Below are 17,793 nucleotides of genomic sequence, written 5' to 3'. Positions count from 1 at the left end.
AACCGGCCCGTGGCAACGCCGAATAAAAAGCGCAAATAGCCTATTTTATGGCCGCCAGCTCTATGCAATTATTGTGATGACGGGGGATATAGGCTTTGGCGCCTTGACCAGAAATATTCGCCACGAATTTAAATGATGGGATAGCGCGGTTATGACAATTCAAATTTTGCTTGCCCTTACCATCCTTATAAGTTCGGCCTGTGGTTTGATCATCGAGATTGTTGCAGGCAGGCTTTTAGCGCCAATATTCGGGATGTCGCTCTATACTTGGACGTCGATTATTGCCGTCGTTCTGGCTGGTCTGTCGATTGGCCACTGGATCGGTGGCAATATGACACGCGGCGAATTTGTCAAACGCGCCCAATTTATCAAAATTGGTAATGCGCTGTTCCTTTCATCTTTTACCAGCCTTTTGATCCTGCTGTTACTCGACCATATTCCGGCATTGGTGCGCAGCGCTGATTTGAGCGTGATCACGGCGATCCTGCTTGCCGCGATTATTCTATTTTTCCTGCCCAGTCTGTTTGTTGGCATTGTCTCACCCATTGCAACAAAGCTGGCAATTGATATTCAGGCCAAGGGCGAGTCTGGTGTGGTGATTGGCCGGATGTACGCGCTAGGTTCAGCCGGCGCAATTTTTGGCGCGTTGCTTGCGGGCTATTTTCTGATTTCGATGCTTGGATCCCGCAACACGGTGATTTTGGTTGCCGCGATCTATTTCGCTCTTGGGTCGATCTTTTTCATGCTCGGCTACAAGAACGGTGCCAAAATTATGATTATGCCGCTTGCCATCGGGCTTTCGATCATGGCCGGTGCACAAAGATTGGGGGCGCTGACAAGCCCTTGCATGACCGAAAGCAATTATTTCTGCATCCAGATCCAAGATGTGGGTATGACGGGGGCGCAAACCCGCCTGATTGCGCTTGATCATCTGGTTCATTCGATCAATGAAAAGGATCAGCCACAGCGGCTGCATTCCCCTTATGTGCATTTTGTTGATGAATATGTCAGCCTTCGCTTTGGCGACTTACCACCCCGTTCATTCTTTATCGGTGGCGGCGGCTTCTCGTTGCCGCGCGCCTGGATCGAAAAATATCAGGGCAGTGCTGATATCACCATTGCAGAAATTGATCCAAAAGTCACCGATGTTGCCAAGGCCGAATTATGGTTTCACCCTAATGGATCACGCACCAAAATCATTCACGGCGATGCGCGCTATGAATTAAACAATCTGGCTAATAATGTAGATTATGATCTTATCTTCGGCGATGCGTTCCATGATATTTCGATCCCCGAACATCTGGTCACGAAAGAGTTTAATGACCTTGTGGCAAGCCGGCTTGGCGACAATGGCGTCTATCTTGTGAATGTTGTTGATCATGCCAAGCAGCCACTATTCCTGCTGTCCTATGTCAAGACCCTACAGCGGTCATTTGACTATGTTGACGTCTGGTTTGAACCTGACCCACAGCAACAAGGCGCGCGAACGACCTTTATCGTTGTCGGCACAAACAGGCCGATTGAGGATGATTATATCAATGCCGAAACCGGTTTTGATCGGAGCTGGTGGCGGTGGCCACGCAAACAGCTGGCCAGCGCAAGCGCGGCACGGGATCTGCCAATTTTAACCGATGACCGCGCGCCGGTTGATCGATTGATGAGTGGTCTATTGCTGGGGGCGGCAGATTAGGCCCTGCCAGTTTGGCCTAGACTATTGGGATACCCAGCTTTTCTGCGACACCATGCCGGTCGAGCTGGGCCGCAATCCAGCCATCACGGATCAGATCTGCGATCAGCGCGTTCAAAAATGCCACTGCCTCGGGCTTGCCCTTGGCGATACCGACCGATTGTTTCACCGCGGTAAAGGGCGTTTCGATGAGCCGCAGCCCTTTATGACTTTCCATATCTTCAAGCAATTTTGGCTTGAGGCTGGCGAGCACAGTGACCTCGTTCTCAAAAAACATCTGATGCGCCGCCTTGATTGACGGGGCACGGACAATCTGTGCCTTTTTGAAATTATCGGTTAGCCACAGATCATAGGCGCTGCGCTCAGAAACCGCGATGCGCACAGATGCATGATCAACATCGTCATTGCTGACAAAATCTTCCTCTTGGCGAAACAGGAAATTGGCCTCAATCAACACATAAGGGTTACTGAAATCCAGCGTTTGCGCGCGCTCTGCCTCAAATGCGATATTACCAATATCCCAGATATTCTGGTTCACAGCATCGGCCAGCTTTCCGGGACGATCAAAGCTAATCAGCTCGCAAGGCACATCAAGCGTGGCGGCAATATATCTGGCAATATCGGGCGAAATACCGTCCGGACTGCCATCGTCAAGCTGGCCAGATACAAGCAGGAAATTACTCAGATTAATACCAGCGCGCAGAACACCGGTTGGCGCTAATTGCTGTTTTACAATATCGGACGGGATCATTGATACACGCTCTAAACTTACATTTATCATCGCCAAAATTGGCCAAATACAAGGTTCGAGTCTTGCATAGCGGCGCATGATTAAGCAAAAAGAAAAGCGTGGTTTGGCCTTTAAAAAAACGCCGTGATCCCCTGATAAAGATGCGCTATTTCACAGTGCGAATAGCCCATCCTTTGTCTTTAGGGTACCTGTCATGCCATGCTAAGATGGTGCGGCCCGGCCAGCCTCAATCGACAAGTCAAACAACATAGGGGTAGATTACAATCATGAAACAAGTTGTCCCCAGTTTATTGATCGGACTAAACAACAGCATTATCGTGATTGTCTGTTTATATTTGATATTGTCGGATGGCATCTCCTTTCAAGAGAGGGGAATCTATGCTGGCAGTTCGATTTTATTCTGGATGGGGGTTCAACGACTTATCCGGAAAATAGCAAACCGAGGCCACTAGAAACTTTGGCCATTCATCAACTACGGCCGCAAGACAGCGTTAATCATCGCAAACAAATTCACCAGATTGCTGTTGCTGGCACATAGTTTGCAAAACGGTCAGCATGACGATCATGCACCGAGCCCATCAGTTTAATGACTGGTGGGCTTTTCTTTTTAGCTGATTGGCAGGGTTATTTATAATGTTCGCGTCTGTCAGAAAATTTGCGAACGCGGCGTCGCCATGCTTCATAGCTGCCTCGTTTCAGATTTTGGCGCATGATGCGTTTAACATCATCTGCGCTTAGACCATACAGCCTCTCAATATCGCCAAAGCTGGTATGATCCGACAAGGCCATCTCAATGACCTCATCAATGTTATAGTCGTTCGACAAATCAATATCCTGCGGTGTTTTAAGTTCAATCTGACGATACACATTATCGCTGTCGATTGTCTAGGACGGACACGCGCCACTCACAATCGGGCTGAAACGGGAATGACGGGCGCGGAACATTGTTGAAATTCCACCTTGAAAGCACTGGTGACGTCAACCCAATCGTATCAATCTCATATGTCCTTTGACTGCCAAACCAAGGGGCAAAGCCCGCTCTGAAATGACCTCGTGATTTTACAATGACTGTATGGGCGGCTGCGATATCCTGCCCGAACATCTCAAAAAAGACGGGATCAGCCGTCTGCGATCTCTCAGAGATTACCACCACTCTTACACCCCCGATCTCTAGCAACGCACACAGTCCAAGCGATAGTTTGCGGCCCGCCATCATTCCCAATTTGCCAACGATCTCGCCATTGTGTAATCCGATTACCTTTGCATCAATGACCAGCCGCTCGTCCCAGTTTTCCCATGCGGCATCGCCTTGTTTTTGGTTGAAAACTGCCGAAAAACTAGCGCCTAATCCGGTTTGATGAGCGTCACGTGCCAGCGCCGGATCAAAGAATGAACCGTACAGGATATTGCGCGCATCAGACGCCAGTAATGCCGACAACAAGCTAGTCGTTCGTCCGCTGCCGCCACCGCCAGGATTATCACCAGAGTCGGCAAAAATCACCGGCTCGCGATTTCTATCCAAGGCGATTTCAATAGCCTTATCAAACGGCGTTAGAGCCTTTACAAAATCTTCTCTTATATCCCATATAAATGTCGCGATTTCGGCGGCTAAACTGGTTGCAATATCACAATCATCTCTTGCCGTGACGACGACAGAAACACCGTTTTCGGGGACGTCTGAGAAAATGAAATTTCCAAATACTGAAACATTCATAACCCGGCTGCCATATTCCGCCAGACGGCGTTGACCAAAATCAATCGCCCGTCCCAACGGCCCGCCAGCGGTAAGCAAGGTTACCGAAGATGGCGCGAGGGGCAATTTGATATGCGATATTTTGGGCGACGCCATACCAGCTAGTATCTGGCGAAGTCCGAATGCCGCTTCTTGACCTCTATCATATTGATCAACATGGGGGTTCGTTCTGTAACCGCAAACAAGATTCACCGAACGGCACATCCTGTCAGAAATATTTGCATGTAGATCGAGGGTCATAATGATTGGCGTATCTGGCCCAATTGCGGATCGCACCGCGGCGGCGATGACACCATCAGGATCATGCAGATGCTCGGCTACCATAGCACCGTGATGACACAGATAAACCGCATCATAACTCTGGTCTAACCTCCTGATTGCCTCGGCACAATAATTGTCAAAAACCTCTTTTTGCACCACGCCAAGAGGGCGTGAAGCCATCAGGATTATTGGCTCAGGATTCCAATCACCAGTGGCGTCCATGGTCTTTACAAAAGCCGAAAATTCAATCGCTATTGACGGCGTTTCTGACCTTGCATCATTGATCAATTCCTGACCCCGTTTTAGCGTTAACAGCGTAAAATCTTCAAGAGATGCTGGTCGTGCAAAACGGTTAGACTCGAGGATAAGACCGAGTAAGGCTACCTTTGGTTTGTGCTTGGTCATTTGGTATATTTTTACGGCCGCTAGACTTAAAACTATTAAAAGTCTAGGCAATTGATCACCTAACATCAAACCAACAATAACCGATGTGTTTTTTCAGCCCTTGAAGATGGGTTTATTTGCCGGATCGGGCAGTCCTCACATTTAGATTAAAATTACACGTTACAAGGTTCAATAGAAATGATCCCAACCAAATACACCCAACTAACGTTTGGCTTTTTCCTATCAATCTTTATGTCTTGCGTTGTCTCAGGTGTCTCAGTCTTGAACACAACTGGATTGATTGATGGATTTTTAAATCTGTGGATGACCGCTTGGTTCAAAAGCTGGATTGTTGCATTTCCAACTGTACTTGTTGTCGCGCCATTAACTAGGCGTCTCGTCAGCAAGCTAGTTATAGACTCAAATAAATGACACTCTGCTAAAGACTTAGCGTCAAGCATGGGAAAAACTGATACCATAGCCCTCAAAGCTCGCCCCAGTAACCATCTTAGTCTCACGCCTTCAAAAAAGGGGGCTAAAGGGTCGGTTGTTAGTTGTTGTTTTTTAAAAAGCCAAACCATACGCTTTTCAACATAGACACAGCTTTTCTATGGGGATAACGAAAATGTTTGAAAACTTCCACCAAGCAAAAGTTCAAACGACTGACCCTGAAGTCTCTATTAACCTTCGCTACGGTGGAGCTGGCCCACCGATACTTCTGCTCCATGGCAACCCTCTGACCCATGTCCACTGGCACCTTGTTGCCCCACGCTTAGCTGAGAAGTTTACCGTGGTGGTTCCTGATCTTCGGGGGTACGGAGACAGTAGCAAACCGCGTGGCAAGGCAGACCACTCAAATTATTCCTTTCGTCGCATGGCTCAGGATCACATTGATGTCATGGCGCAACTTGGTTTCGAGGAGTTTTGCGTCGCCGGCCATGACCGTGGTGGTCGCGTTGCGCATCGCATGGCACTCGACCACCCAAAGGCAGTTCAGAAGCTAGCTACGTTCGATATTCTTCCGACGCACTATGTTCTGAGCAACACAAGCTGGCGATCTGCTTTAAATTCCTATCATTGGTTTTTCATGGCACAGCCATATGACATCCCCGAAAAACTGATTGGGGGGCGGGAAGATTATTATATTTTGAAAAAGCTAACTAAAATGGGCATTGGCAAAGGTGGCTTTAGCGAAGAAACATTGGCTGAATATGCACGATGCTGCACACCAGAAAACATCCATGCTGTTTGCGAGGATTATCGAGCTGGGGTTAGTGTCGACATGGAGCATGATAAGTTAGACCACGATGCAGGTCGTGTGGTCACTTGTCCAACAGCTGTTTACTGGGGTGCGCACAGTCACACTGAGAAATTCTTCGATCCCAATATCGCCTGGCCCCAATATTGTAACAACATTGTAAACATGAAAAAGCTAGATTGTGGACATTACCCAGCAGAACAAGTGCCAGACGATGTTTTCAACGAACTAGTTAATTTCTTTTGAGTTACTTCAATTCGACTTCAATGAAGCTATACGGCCCATCGTTGTTGTTAATGATGTTGTGTTCAACACCTACTGGACGAACGTAGCTTGCCCCCACAGTCAATTTGTTCTCAATAACAGAGCCGTCTGGCATTTCTGCCGTCAAAGCGCCATCAGTTAAAGGTACGACAACATAATCCATCTCGTGCCTATGCCACCCTGTTTCCGCTCCTGGTGAAAAATCCCATCGGGTCACTTTCACTTTGCCGTCATCAATTTGAACGGTTGGTTTCGCTTTTTCACGCATCACGGCTTCGCCTCCTTAAAATATCGACGGCACTAACGAAAACTCTAACTCAAAAGCGACTCTTCAAACAACCTACGCATCCTAGGTGACGGAAGATAAAGGGTGATTGGCTCTCCTCTCCTGACCCTAGACCACCATACCCACTGTATTAGCTCAGTGAGAGCATAGGCGTCACTGACGGCCAGTATTTGCGCTGGTCTTGTTTTGTGGCAAAGTTTTAGGATGAAAACTGACAATTTAGAAAAGCAGGTTAAGTTGCTGAGCATTCTCGTCGACGGGTGCAAGAAGCATCCTGCGTACAGAGCTATTCGCCCAGCTACGGGTCGTTGCCAGCCTTGTGTTGATATGTGGCAGGCAAGACAGGAACTGGAAGAGCTAAACAAATGACTATCAAAGTAGCCATCATTGGGTTGGGTATAATGGGACAGCGGATGCTTACCCACATGCGTCTTCATCCAGAATTCGAGCCAGATTATTTATGGGACCCAAAACAATCTGCTTGCAAACAAGCCATCTCTTTAGACTCCCAATCTCAAATCATGGAAAGTGCGAGCCATGCCATAAAAAACGCAGACCTCGTTTATCTGGCATGTCCACCGGCCTCCCGGGAAGCGTATGCCCTTGAAGCGGCAGCAGCAGGGAAAGCCCTGTTTCTTGAAAAACCCTTTGGCATCAACCTTGAAGAGAGCCAGAGGTTGTTTGACCGCCTAAACGCCTTTACTGTTCCGGTGGCTGTCAATTTTACCCAGGCATCAGGCGTAGCCTTATCGGAGTTGTTGGAGGCAAACGCAAAAGGAGAGATGGGTGAATTGGTTGGTGTCGATATTGTTGTGACCTACCCTAATTGGCCTCGTGAATGGCAAAAAGGCGCAGATTGGTTGCGGTTTCGTGCTGAGGGTGGCATGACCCGCGAAGTGATTTCCCATTTTCTCTTTTTCACCCAAAGGGTCTTGGGGCCCTTATCGCTTGTTTTTGCGACGACGACATACCCCGATGACCCGTCTTTGTGTGAAACTGGTGTCCTGGCAAGGCTTGAATCGGAAACAGGGCAAGCTGTTTCTATCTTGGCGACCGTGGGTGGCACTCAACCAGACAGACAGGAATTTACCGTCAAAGGAACCAAAACGAGCCGCCGCATTGTTGATTTTCATAAAGATGCAGTCAGTGGCGGCGGCGATTTCATTGCCTTGCGCGAACCACCCAAAGACCCGCGAGCCGAGATTCTTAGAGCACAACTCAACAATTTGGCACTTCATTTCTCGGGCAAACCTAATCAACTTGCAACTATGGATGAGGCTTTTCGCGTACAAAAACTTGTGGAGGGCATACTTGCGCACACACTTTAATGGCGCGCCATGGCTTCTTCTAGAAGCGGGTTTGTAAATCTCTACAATGAGAAATAATACCACTCTTATAGGATTAGCTGTCCCGTCGTTTGGTTATTGGAAGGCTTGCTATGACTGTGGCGCTTCACTCACGGCTAGCCTTTGCGCTGGCCTTTTTTTGTGGCACCATTTTAACAGAAAAAGGAGGTAAGAATGCCAAAAGGATACATAGTGGTTTCCTACAGAGAAGCCCCAAATGAGAAAAATCTCAGCAACTATGCGCCAAAAGCCCTAGAGGCTATGAAAAATGCCGGTGCTAAATTTATAGCTAGGGGGATGCCGGTGGCTACGTTTGAAAATGGTATTGAGCAACGAACTGTAATAGCAGAATTCGATAGCACTGATTTGGCCCGCGCGGCCTTCACCAGTGATGCGTATAAGGCAGCATTCGCACTTCTGGGGGATGTTGAGCGAGATGTCCGAGTAATCGAGGGCTTGGATTAAACTTCAACTCAAATACAGACTTATTTGTGCCAACGAATTTTGAACAAAACAGTTTCTGAATGAGACTTGTTAATCGACGGCGTCATTTTAAATATCTTCTAATGCTGGAAAGTTTGATTCTGTGAAGCAAAAACCATTGAGCCAAAGAAATTCCATCAGCGTTTTGCTCAATGAATTTTTGAATGCTTTTGTTGCTTTTCTTTTTGCAGCATCCGCACCTGTAGCGATAATCATAAGCGTATCTCTCGGTTCTGGCCTGAGTGAGAGTGACATTGGCTCTTGGATTTTTGCCGTATTTGTCTTTAATGGCTTCTTAAGCATTGCAATGTCTGTGAGTTACAGGCAGCCACTCGTCTTTCTTTGGACCATACCTGGTGCAATATTAGTTGGCACTGCATTGAACTCTATTTCCTTTGAAGAAGTTATTGGAGCATACATCCTTACAGGCGCTTTACTGCTGTGTCTTGGTTTGACTGGTTGGGTCAAAAAAATTATGGACTGGCTTCCGATGCCAATCGTAATGGGCATGGTCGCCGGTGTATTTGTGAGTTTCGGACTTGACTGGGTTAGAGCGTTTGAAGCCGACTTTTTTCTTGTCTCGGCAATGTCATTGACCTTCGTTGCAGTTATCGCACTTAATCGAATGCCTCTTTTACTTCCACCACTGATTTATGCGCTGATAGTTGGAGTCATAATAATTTTTGAGCGGCAAGGTTTCGAGACTGGTGAATTCCCGTTAACCGCCTTTATTGTTACACCAAAAACTTACCTTCCTGAATTCTCACTGTCAGCAACTCTAGAACTAGTCGTGCCTCTTGCTGTAACAGTTATTGCGGCTCAAAATGCTCAGGGCATTGTTGTACTTAAAAATGTTGGTCACAACCCGCCAGTTAATACAATCACTTCTTACTGTGGATTTATGTCCCTATTCACAGCAATTTATGGTGGCATCTCAACCTGCTTAACGGGCCCGGTGAATGCTATCCTTGTATCAAGCAATAGGCCAGATGCGCATTGGATTTCTGCTGTATTTTTGGGAGTTTTTGCAATCTTATTTGGTCTCACTGCTCCAACAGTAACAAACATTCTGATTGCAGCTCCACCAGCATTTCTTGCCACTCTTGCCGGCCTAGCCCTATTGAAAACACTTCAAGCCGCTTTCTCTGGTGCATTTAGCTCAAGTCACCCAATGGGGGGGCTAATTGCATTTTTAGTCACATTAGGTGAAGTTCCAATGCTAAATATTGGCTCGCCTTTTTGGGGCCTTGTTTTTGGAGCAATTGTTAGCTTTGTGATTGAAAGAAAGTCATCTAATTGAAAGAAAGAGAGCGAAGGAGATTTCAGTTATAAATTATATCGAGGGGACACACAGATGAAAATCAGCGCTTTTCGACTTGATTCTAGCTCTTTGAAGGTTGTGTTGCAAAACGGACAGTCTTCTGATTTTTCTTATTTTTGGTTGCGTGATAACGCACGCGACCCCGTAAGCTTTGACAGTCAAAGTCACCAACGTGAATTATTCACAGCGAAAGTGCCTGCCAATATCTCCCCAGAACAGGTAGAACTAAAAGAGGACGGCCAATTCATTTGCATCAAATGGCCCGACCTTGAAAATTTCGCGGACTATGATAGCGGATTTCTTGCAGCTTACTTTAAGCCGATGGATGAAATTGATGTACCGGTGCCCATGCTCTGGGATGCGCATAACATAACCAGTGATCTTGTTTCAATTGAGTATGATCAGGCGTTAACTCGATCAGGCACCTCAGACGCTCTAAAAAAGATTGCCGATTATGGATTTGTGCTTGTGAAACACTGTCCATGCGAACAGACGTCTGTGGCCAAGTTTGCAAATAATATTGGCTATATTCGCGAGACTATTTTTGGTGGGTTGTGGGAGTTTGAAGCGAATGAAACCATGGCAGATAGCGCGTATACGCCAAAGGAACTGCGACCACATACCGACTCGACTTACAGTTTAGACGCACCTGGGCTGCAAATACTTCTTTGTATGGAGTATGACGCAACTGGCGGTGAGTCTGTCATGGTTGACGGTTTTAGAGTGGCTCACCAGCTTCAACAAGATGACCCGATTTTATATGCCGCACTTGGCCAGATTGAGGTTACTGGCATTTACAAAGGGGATGGTTCAAATTTGCAGGCACGCCGACCAATCCTACGACATGACCATGAGGGACGGCTCCTTCAGTTAACCTTTAACAATTATGACCGGGCAACGATACGACTTCCCGAATCACAGATGACCCAGCTCTATGCCGGGATCCGTTATCTGGATGGCCGATTTAACAGCTCAAACTATCAATGGCGGTATCAACTAAAGCCCGGCGAAATGATAGTTTTTGATAATTGGCGGATCCTACATGGCCGGGGCGCTTTTCAGGGAAAACGAAAAATGGCAGGCGCCTATATAAATCGTGAGGACTATTTAAGTAGTTTGAAAACACATGGTCTGGTTAGGCACCATTCACAGTATTAACGATGAATATATCTCAGTGATTGAGCTGTTATTACCAATTTTTCAGAACCAGAAAAAAGTGTCATATGGTGAAAGAAAATATGATTTGCCGCATAAAATAACGATCAACTAGCTACTAAATCTAAAATCTAGCTAACGCCAAAATGCTTGTCAAAGACCCAATTCTCCTTTTACGCTATGGTTAAAACATAAGGGGGAATGGCACCTTTAAGCATTCGGAAGTCGAAGCGCGGTCAGTCGGATGCCACTTCTTAATCTTTTTTGTCGGAGGAAAAAATGACTAATCAATTTTCAAGAAGAACATTGTTGCAAACGTCAGCTGCGGCTGGCCTGCTTTCAACGATGGGAATGCCAGCCTGGGCGGCGCCAAAGCATGGTGGCCGTTTGCGGCTAGGGCTTGCTGGTGCCAATACATCAGACACGTGGGATAGCCGAACCCATTCTGATAACTATATGATTAACATGGGCGCTGGTTGTGTATTTGAGACCCTGACGGAAGTGGCTTCTGATGGCAGCCTTAGAGGCGAACTAGCAGAAAGCTGGGAAGCCACACCAGATGCCAAAGTCTGGACATTTAATTTGCGTAAAGGCGTAAAATTCCATAACGGCAAGAGCTTTGGCGCCGATGACGTTATCGAATCAATGAAAATGCATGTGGAAGAAGGTGCTAAATCAGCAGCCAAGCCAATCGTATCGTCGGTGGATGAGATGAAAAAGCTTAGTGACACACAGGTACAATTTACCCTGAAATCTGGCAGTGCTGATTTCCCTTATCTAGTTTCTGATTACCACATCTGTATCTTCCCAGCAGGTATGATTGCCGAAGCTATCAGCAAAGGTATCGGTACCGGCCCATATCAGGTGGTTTCATTTGAACCAGGTGTTCGGACTTTGGTGAAGAAATTTGAAGACCATTATCGCGCTGATACAGTTGGCTATTTTGCCGAGGTTGAAGCTATTGCAATTGCCGATGCCTCTGCACGGATGAACGCAATGATGACCGGTCAGGTTGATGCCGTTAACCGTGTTGATTTCAAAACGGTTCCTTTAATGAAGGCAAACCCAAATGTTGAAATCATTGAAGTCACCGGAAATATGCACAATGTCTTCCCAATGCTGTGCAAGATGGAGCCTTTCAACAATGTGCATGTCAGGCAAGCGTTAAAACATGCGGTTAACCGGCAGGAAATGGTTGATAAAATTTTGCTAGGTCATGGAGCGATCGGCAATGACCATCCGATCGGTCCAGCAAATCAGTATTATGCCGGCAACCTCCCGCAAATCCAGTATGACCCTGACAAGGCAAAATTCCATATGAATAAGGCTGGCTTGGGTAATCTAAAGCTTGACCTGCATGTATCAGAGGGCGCATTCGCCGGTGCGACAGATGCCGGACAACTCTATTCTAACTCAGCCGCAAAATGTGGAATTACCATCAATGTTATTCAGGAACCAGCCGATGGGTATTGGTCGAATGTTTGGATGAAAAAGCCTTGGTGCGCGTCGTATTGGTCAGGACGAGCTACCGAAGACTGGATGTTCCAGACCGCGTATGAAAGTGGCCAGCCGTGGAACGAAGCCGGTTGGGAAAATGAGAGGTTCCAATCACTTTTGAAACAAGGCAGGTCAGAACTTGATAGCGCTAAGCGTCGCGATATTTACACCGAAATGCAGTCACTGTGTTCTCAAGAGGGCGGTACAATAATTCCGATGTATCAGAACTATCTGGACGCTGCCTCAACAAAGCTGGCTCATGGGCCGAAAGTTGGTAATTTGTGGATGCTGGATAATTCACGAATTTCTAAGCGTTGGTGGTTCGCCTAGTCGATTAGCAAAAAAACAAACGGTTTCACGCAGGTTCTCTAATTTGTGTGAAACCGCCACATACTACGTTGCTTGACTTCAACCTGATCTTGGATAGCTGATATCGCAGTCCAATCAAACAAACTAGGTCGCATGGGCATTCTATCGATTATATTAAAGCGTCTCGGACTAGGGGTTCTGACACTATTCCTTGTGTCGATCATCATTTTCATGGCGGTAAACATGTTGCCAGGTGATTTTGCACAAGCGCTGCTTGGCCAAGCCGCGACGCCAGAAGCAGTTGCCGCAATCCGCGCCGATCTTGGTCTTGATCGACCGATTGCCACTCGTTATTTTGACTGGCTTCTCAGAGCAGCTAGGGGTGACTTTGGCACCAGCTTTGCGCAAGCCAATTTTAGTGCTTATGTTGGTGAAAATAGTAGCTCTAATTACGGCAGTGTCGCGACACAGCTGGCGCCACGTTTTGCCAACACAGTGTTTCTGGCAAGCGTCACCGCAGTAATTGCTATCCCGATATCTTTGATCATTGGTATCCTTGCAGCATTATACCGCCATTCAGTGTTTGATCGGGTTGCGAATGTCAGCACCCTGACATCAATTTCAAGCCCGGAATTTTTTGTTGCCTATATTCTTATTCTCGTTCTTGCCGTCCTAAACCCATTGCTGCCATCACTGTCTAATATTTTTGATGGCATGAGCTTTGGTGAGAGACTTGAAAAAACTTTATTGCCTGCGCTGACACTTACACTTGTTGTTACAGCCCATATGATGCGCATGACCCGCGCCGCCATCATTAATTTACTGGCATCTCCCTATATCGAAATGGCAAGATTAAAAGGACTTAGCCCATTCAGGGTAATTGTTGTGCATGCTTTACCCAACGCGTTGGCACCAATCATCAATGTGGTTGCTTTGAACTTGGCATATTTAATCACAGGCGTTGTGGTGGTTGAGGTGGTGTTTGTCTATCCCGGCATCGGTCAACTTTTTGTTGATAGTGTCAAGATTCGGGATATCCCAGTAGTGCAGGCCTGCTGCATGGTCTTTGCTTCAGCTTACATTCTTCTAAATTTGCTCGCCGATATCATGGCAATTTTATCAAACCCACGCTTGCGAATGCCAAAATAGGAGACGGCAGAATGACGGGGACAAGTGGATTGATATGGCTGGTATTTATTATTGCAATGAGCCTTTTGCTGCGGCCTATTGGTCGCCGCGTCCCGATTGCGCCGATCCAACATGCCTGTACCGGCATGAGCCTAGGTGGCGCTTTCGGATATTCAATTGCCATAGCCACAATTTATCTGATGTGCTGGCTGTATTTCGTCAAAGAGCTGATATTTTTTCAATGGTTTGTTCAAGGCGTTATCGGCCTTGGCATTGCCGGTTATCTATTCCGCTTGGCCGGACAGCATTTTGGCACAGATGGCAGTCGCAAAATGTTTCGGCAGATGCCGGTAACCGCCGCACTTGGCATAATCATCATCATCGGCTATGCGATCATGTCCATTTTTGCCGACTGGTTAGCTCCTTATGGTCAAGCTGAAATTTTTGCAAAAGTAAATGTTCTGCCCGGGGGCAACCCAGATTTAGGCGGCGATCCCGCACACCTTTTGGGCACTGACCAAATTGGACGCGATTTGCTATCCCGCCTCATATACGGTGGACAAAATACAGTAGGAATTGCCTTTATAACTACATGCCTTGCTTTTTTGATTGGTACATTTTTTGGATTTCTGGCAGCAGCATTAGGCGGCTGGTTTGATCAAGCATTATCGCGGATAGTTGATATGCTCATGTCAATCCCTCAATTGATTTTTGCACTTTTATTGATGACCATTGCCTCTGCATGGGCTGGCTCAGAAAAATGGCTTTTAACGATCTATATGATTCTAATTATAGCCGTACTAGATGCTACGCGGGTGTTTCGACTCTCGCGCGCTGTCGGAATGAATATTGTGGTTATGGATTTTTTTGAAGCCGCTAAATTGCGTGGTGAAAAAATGCCCTACCTTATTTTTAATGAGATTTTGCCAAACGCATTTGCCCCACTCCTAGCTGAATTTGGATTGCGATTTTGTTTTGTCTTTTTGACAATCGCCTCGCTATCCTTTCTTGGCGTTGGCATTCAACCACCTTTGGCTGATTGGGGTACCATGGTGAAAGATCTTGCACAATTCATTAATTTTGCCGTTTTCAGCCCGCTTACCGCGGCCTTACCATTGATGGCAGCAAGCGCTATTGCTTTGCTTACAGTCGCGGTGAATTTTGTTGTTGACTGGATGCTGCACCGAACCTCAGGGCTAAGGGAGTGAGCATGACCAACGCCAAGCCGCTGCTCAAAATTCGTGATCTGCAAATTGATGGTATTAGTGACGAAACCCGGAGCCGTATTATCAATAAAGTGAGCCTTGATCTATATCCTGGTGAAGTGCTTGGTCTGATTGGCGAATCTGGTGCCGGCAAATCTACTCTGGGACTTGCTGGGATGGGCTTTACGCGTGATGGTTGCGAAATTGTTGGGGGCAGCATAGAGTTTGATGGTATTGATCTTGTTAATTCAACTGTTGAAAAACGGCGCCAGTTGCTGGGTAGCCGCATTGCGTATGTTGCGCAATCTGCAGCCGCGAGTTTTAATCCATCACACAAAATAATTAATCAGCATACTGAGGCGCCAGTTTTTCACAGAAAATTTAGCCGCATTGATGCCGAGACCGATGCAATCAATCTCTATAGACGGTTACGGTTACCACAACCCGAAATGATCGGGTTTCGCTATCCGCATCAACTTTCTGGCGGCCAGTTGCAACGTGCCATGACTGCTATGGCAATGTCCTGCCGGCCAGATCTCATTATTTTTGATGAGCCGACAACAGCACTTGATGTGACAACACAGATCGAGGTGTTGTCCGCAATCCGCGACATTGTTAAACAATTTTCAACCGCCGCTATTTACATTACCCATGATTTAGCCGTTGTCGCGCAAATGGCCGATCGTATCAAAGTTTTACTTCGCGGTGATGAAGTTGAAGAAAACACCACCCGTGCCATGCTGAAATCACCGCGCGAAAGCTACACAAAATCGCTCTGGGCGGTGCGGAGCTTTGAACGCAAGCAAAAGCCACCCGCCAAAACCGGTGCTATCCCTGTCATCAGCTTAAAGAATGTGACAGCCGCCTATGCCATGAATGACCCCGTTGTCCGTGACGTGAGTTTTGACATTCACGCCGGGCGCACCGTAGCTGTCGTGGGTGAGTCCGGGTCTGGAAAATCTACCGCGGCCCGCTGTATAACCGGTTTGCTACCACCGCTGACTGGCAGCATCAGTTTTGATGGCACGGCCTTGCAACCTGATTACCGGCAACGTTCAAATGAGCAATTGCGGCAGATGCAGATGATTTACCAAATGGCAGATACAGCGCTTAACCCGCGCAAGAAAATTGGCGAAATTATTGGGCGTCCTGTCGAATTTTATTTGGGATTAACCGGCCGTGAAAAGCGTCGGCGTGTCGAAGAATTGCTTGCGCAGATTGAACTTGAACCTACTGAATTTATTGACCGATATCCGGCAGAAATTTCTGGCGGCCAGAAGCAGCGTATAGGTATTGCCCGGGCCCTAGCGGCAGAGCCAAAATTTATCATTTGTGATGAGGTAACCTCCGCTCTTGACCAACTTGTAGCTGAGGGCATTTTGCGGCTCTTGACTGACCTTCAAGATAAGATGCAATTGTCATTTATGTTGATTACACATGATCTATCAACCGTACGTGCAATTGCCGATGAAGTGGTAGTGATGAAAGATGGCGTTGTTGTCGAGTCGGGGCCAAAAAATGATATGTTCAAGCCTCCACATCATGCCTATACCGATCTGTTGTTGAGTTCGGTGCCAAATATGGATCCGGACTGGCTGGATAATCTGCTGGCTAGCCGCGGCGTTGACAACATCGGGGACGCAGCTATTGAAAAAATGAATGAGAGCTGACACTCTTTGAGACATGGGATCAGTTTTTTTCAAATTTGGTAAAGGGGTATACCATGGAAGAGTCATTTTCCACGCGAAAGCTTTTGCAACCAAGCGAACTAAAAAAACTGAATACAAAGTCCGATGTCTTTGGCTTTCTGCAAATCGGTAGCCATTTTGGCACGATTTTGGCGCTTGGCTATGTCCATTATCTGGCGCTTGGCAGCTGGTGGGTTCTTCTCACCGGTGCAATGCTCGGCATTGCCATCAACTTCCTTTATGCCGGACAGCACGAGTTATCTCACTGGACAGTTTTCAAAACAAAACATCTAAATGAATTTTTTGGCCGTGTAATTGGCTTTATCATGCTGTTTCCCCGCGACTATGATCAGGTCATGCATTTTGCCCACCACCGCTGGACACAAGATTGGGAACGCGATGGCGAATTGACCCGTGCGCCCTACACACTCGGCAGTTACTTACTGTGGATGAGTGGCATTACTTATTGGCGAAATCGTTTCATCGGCATCATTCGCAGGGCGCGCGGCATTATTATAGAGCCCTATATCGGGGCAACGCATGAGGGTAAAATTATTAGAGAATCGCGATGGCATCTTGCCGGTTATGGGCTGATTTTTTTGATTTCTCTGTATCTGGAAAGCTGGGCTGTGGTAACATTTTGGCTGTTTCCGATGCTTTTGACCAAACCTGTGCATCAGTTACAAAACACCATAGAGCATCTTGGGCTATCGCATGAAGCTGATATTTTGAATAACACCCGATCTACGCGCACTAACGCGTTGATGCGCTGGTTATGCTGGCAGATGCCCTACCACACCGCGCATCATAGTTACCCTTCTGTACCATTTTGGCAATTACGCAAACTAAATGACAAAATTGAGGCGATTGCGGGACCAGTACATCGAATGGGATGGATCGAATTTCAAATTGAAGTCATCCGCAAGCTTACCCAAAAAGATGAAAGCCAATGGCCAACCAACGAAGTCTGGGTGGTGCCGACCGGCAATGGCAAACATATTCAGTTGGAAGCGTAAC

The 17,793-nt window shown here is 47.0% G+C and carries 16 protein-coding genes; 12 read left to right on the top strand and 4 right to left on the bottom strand.

Features of this window, described 5'->3' with window-relative positions; all coding sequences use genetic code 11:
• Positions 1-151 precede the first annotated feature (151 nt).
• Positions 152-1,690, top strand: coding sequence for a fused MFS/spermidine synthase (locus AB8881_09285; GenBank protein XDZ62732.1), 1,539 nt, complete (start codon positions 152-154; stop codon positions 1,688-1,690).
• 16 nt (positions 1,691-1,706) lie between these two features.
• On the opposite strand, the gene AB8881_09280 is transcribed toward AB8881_09285, so the two are convergent.
• From AB8881_09280 to AB8881_09270, 3 genes are all read right to left on the bottom strand, one after another.
• Positions 1,707-2,468: a transporter substrate-binding domain-containing protein gene (locus tag AB8881_09280; GenBank protein XDZ62731.1), complete on the bottom strand. Its 762-nt coding sequence runs from the start codon at positions 2,466-2,468 to the stop codon at positions 1,707-1,709.
• A gap of 594 nt (positions 2,469-3,062) precedes the next feature.
• Positions 3,063-3,305, bottom strand: a complete 243-nt coding sequence (locus tag AB8881_09275) for a DUF2805 domain-containing protein (protein XDZ62730.1) — start codon at positions 3,303-3,305, stop codon at positions 3,063-3,065.
• A 1-nt stretch (position 3,306) separates the two neighbouring features.
• A complete protein-coding gene (locus AB8881_09270; protein XDZ62729.1) occupies positions 3,307-4,857 on the bottom strand; it encodes a M81 family metallopeptidase in 1,551 nt (516 codons plus the stop codon).
• 177 nt (positions 4,858-5,034) lie between these two features.
• On the opposite strand from AB8881_09270, the gene AB8881_09265 reads away from it, so the two are divergent.
• Positions 5,035-5,268, top strand: a complete 234-nt coding sequence (locus tag AB8881_09265) for a DUF2798 domain-containing protein (GenBank protein ID XDZ62728.1) — start codon at positions 5,035-5,037, stop codon at positions 5,266-5,268.
• 193 nt (positions 5,269-5,461) lie between these two features.
• Entirely contained in the window at positions 5,462-6,340 is an 879-nt protein-coding gene (locus AB8881_09260; protein XDZ62727.1) for an alpha/beta fold hydrolase, read from the top strand.
• Position 6,341: 1 nt separating this feature from the next.
• On the opposite strand, the gene AB8881_09255 is transcribed toward AB8881_09260, so the two are convergent.
• Positions 6,342-6,629, bottom strand: coding sequence for a cupin domain-containing protein (locus AB8881_09255; GenBank protein XDZ62726.1), 288 nt, complete (start codon positions 6,627-6,629; stop codon positions 6,342-6,344).
• Between the two features lie 380 nt (positions 6,630-7,009).
• Here AB8881_09255 and AB8881_09250 point away from each other — a divergent pair, with 380 nt between their 5' ends.
• From AB8881_09250 to AB8881_09210, 9 genes are all read left to right on the top strand, one after another.
• Positions 7,010-7,972 (top strand): Gfo/Idh/MocA family protein, encoded by a 963-nt coding sequence (locus AB8881_09250; GenBank protein XDZ62725.1) that lies wholly within the window; start codon positions 7,010-7,012, stop codon positions 7,970-7,972.
• A gap of 192 nt (positions 7,973-8,164) precedes the next feature.
• Positions 8,165-8,455: a DUF1330 domain-containing protein gene (locus tag AB8881_09245; GenBank protein ID XDZ62724.1), complete on the top strand. Its 291-nt coding sequence runs from the start codon at positions 8,165-8,167 to the stop codon at positions 8,453-8,455.
• 136 nt (positions 8,456-8,591) lie between these two features.
• Positions 8,592-9,773 carry a benzoate/H(+) symporter BenE family transporter gene (locus tag AB8881_09240; GenBank protein XDZ62723.1) on the top strand — a complete coding sequence of 394 codons (1,182 nt, stop codon included), beginning with the start codon at positions 8,592-8,594 and terminating at the stop codon, positions 9,771-9,773.
• Between the two features lie 54 nt (positions 9,774-9,827).
• Positions 9,828-10,952 carry a TauD/TfdA family dioxygenase gene (locus AB8881_09235; protein ID XDZ62722.1) on the top strand — a complete coding sequence of 375 codons (1,125 nt, stop codon included), beginning with the start codon at positions 9,828-9,830 and terminating at the stop codon, positions 10,950-10,952.
• Between the two features lie 276 nt (positions 10,953-11,228).
• On the top strand, positions 11,229-12,776 hold the full coding sequence (locus AB8881_09230) for an ABC transporter substrate-binding protein (protein XDZ62721.1): 1,548 nt from the start codon (positions 11,229-11,231) through the stop codon (positions 12,774-12,776).
• Positions 12,777-12,908: 132 nt separating this feature from the next.
• Entirely contained in the window at positions 12,909-13,904 is a 996-nt protein-coding gene (locus AB8881_09225; protein XDZ62720.1) for an ABC transporter permease, read from the top strand.
• 179 nt (positions 13,905-14,083) lie between these two features.
• On the top strand, positions 14,084-15,091 hold the full coding sequence (locus AB8881_09220) for an ABC transporter permease (protein ID XDZ64546.1): 1,008 nt from the start codon (positions 14,084-14,086) through the stop codon (positions 15,089-15,091).
• 2 nt (positions 15,092-15,093) lie between these two features.
• Complete coding sequence (locus tag AB8881_09215; GenBank protein ID XDZ62719.1) at positions 15,094-16,758, top strand: ABC transporter ATP-binding protein; 1,665 nt, start codon at positions 15,094-15,096, stop codon at positions 16,756-16,758.
• A gap of 53 nt (positions 16,759-16,811) precedes the next feature.
• Positions 16,812-17,792, top strand: coding sequence for a fatty acid desaturase (locus AB8881_09210; protein XDZ62718.1), 981 nt, complete (start codon positions 16,812-16,814; stop codon positions 17,790-17,792).
• Position 17,793 lies beyond the last annotated feature (1 nt).

The organism is Alphaproteobacteria bacterium LSUCC0396 (genome assembly GCA_041228345.1).
Taxonomy (GTDB): domain Bacteria; phylum Pseudomonadota; class Alphaproteobacteria; order Puniceispirillales; family Puniceispirillaceae; genus UBA3439.
Note: the sequence above shows the minus strand (reverse complement) of the source record. Positions and strands in the feature narration are given on the sequence as shown.

Excerpts from the sequence above, each read along its gene's own strand:
- AB8881_09270 (XDZ62729.1), bottom strand. The coding sequence starts at position 4,857 with ATGACCAAGCACAAACCAAAGGTAGCCTTACTCGGTCTTATCCTCGAG.
- AB8881_09220 (XDZ64546.1), top strand. The coding sequence starts at position 14,084 with ATGTGCTGGCTGTATTTCGTCAAAGAGCTGATATTTTTTCAATGGTTT.
- AB8881_09250 (XDZ62725.1), top strand. The coding sequence starts at position 7,010 with ATGACTATCAAAGTAGCCATCATTGGGTTGGGTATAATGGGACAGCGG.
- AB8881_09265 (XDZ62728.1), top strand. The coding sequence starts at position 5,035 with ATGATCCCAACCAAATACACCCAACTAACGTTTGGCTTTTTCCTATCA.
- AB8881_09230 (XDZ62721.1), top strand. The coding sequence starts at position 11,229 with ATGACTAATCAATTTTCAAGAAGAACATTGTTGCAAACGTCAGCTGCG.
- AB8881_09280 (XDZ62731.1), bottom strand. The coding sequence starts at position 2,468 with ATGATAAATGTAAGTTTAGAGCGTGTATCAATGATCCCGTCCGATATT.
- AB8881_09235 (XDZ62722.1), top strand. The coding sequence starts at position 9,828 with ATGAAAATCAGCGCTTTTCGACTTGATTCTAGCTCTTTGAAGGTTGTG.
- AB8881_09215 (XDZ62719.1), top strand. The coding sequence starts at position 15,094 with ATGACCAACGCCAAGCCGCTGCTCAAAATTCGTGATCTGCAAATTGAT.
- AB8881_09210 (XDZ62718.1), top strand. The coding sequence starts at position 16,812 with ATGGAAGAGTCATTTTCCACGCGAAAGCTTTTGCAACCAAGCGAACTA.
- AB8881_09285 (XDZ62732.1), top strand. The coding sequence starts at position 152 with ATGACAATTCAAATTTTGCTTGCCCTTACCATCCTTATAAGTTCGGCC.
- AB8881_09260 (XDZ62727.1), top strand. The coding sequence starts at position 5,462 with ATGTTTGAAAACTTCCACCAAGCAAAAGTTCAAACGACTGACCCTGAA.
- AB8881_09225 (XDZ62720.1), top strand. The coding sequence starts at position 12,909 with ATGGGCATTCTATCGATTATATTAAAGCGTCTCGGACTAGGGGTTCTG.
- AB8881_09245 (XDZ62724.1), top strand. The coding sequence starts at position 8,165 with ATGCCAAAAGGATACATAGTGGTTTCCTACAGAGAAGCCCCAAATGAG.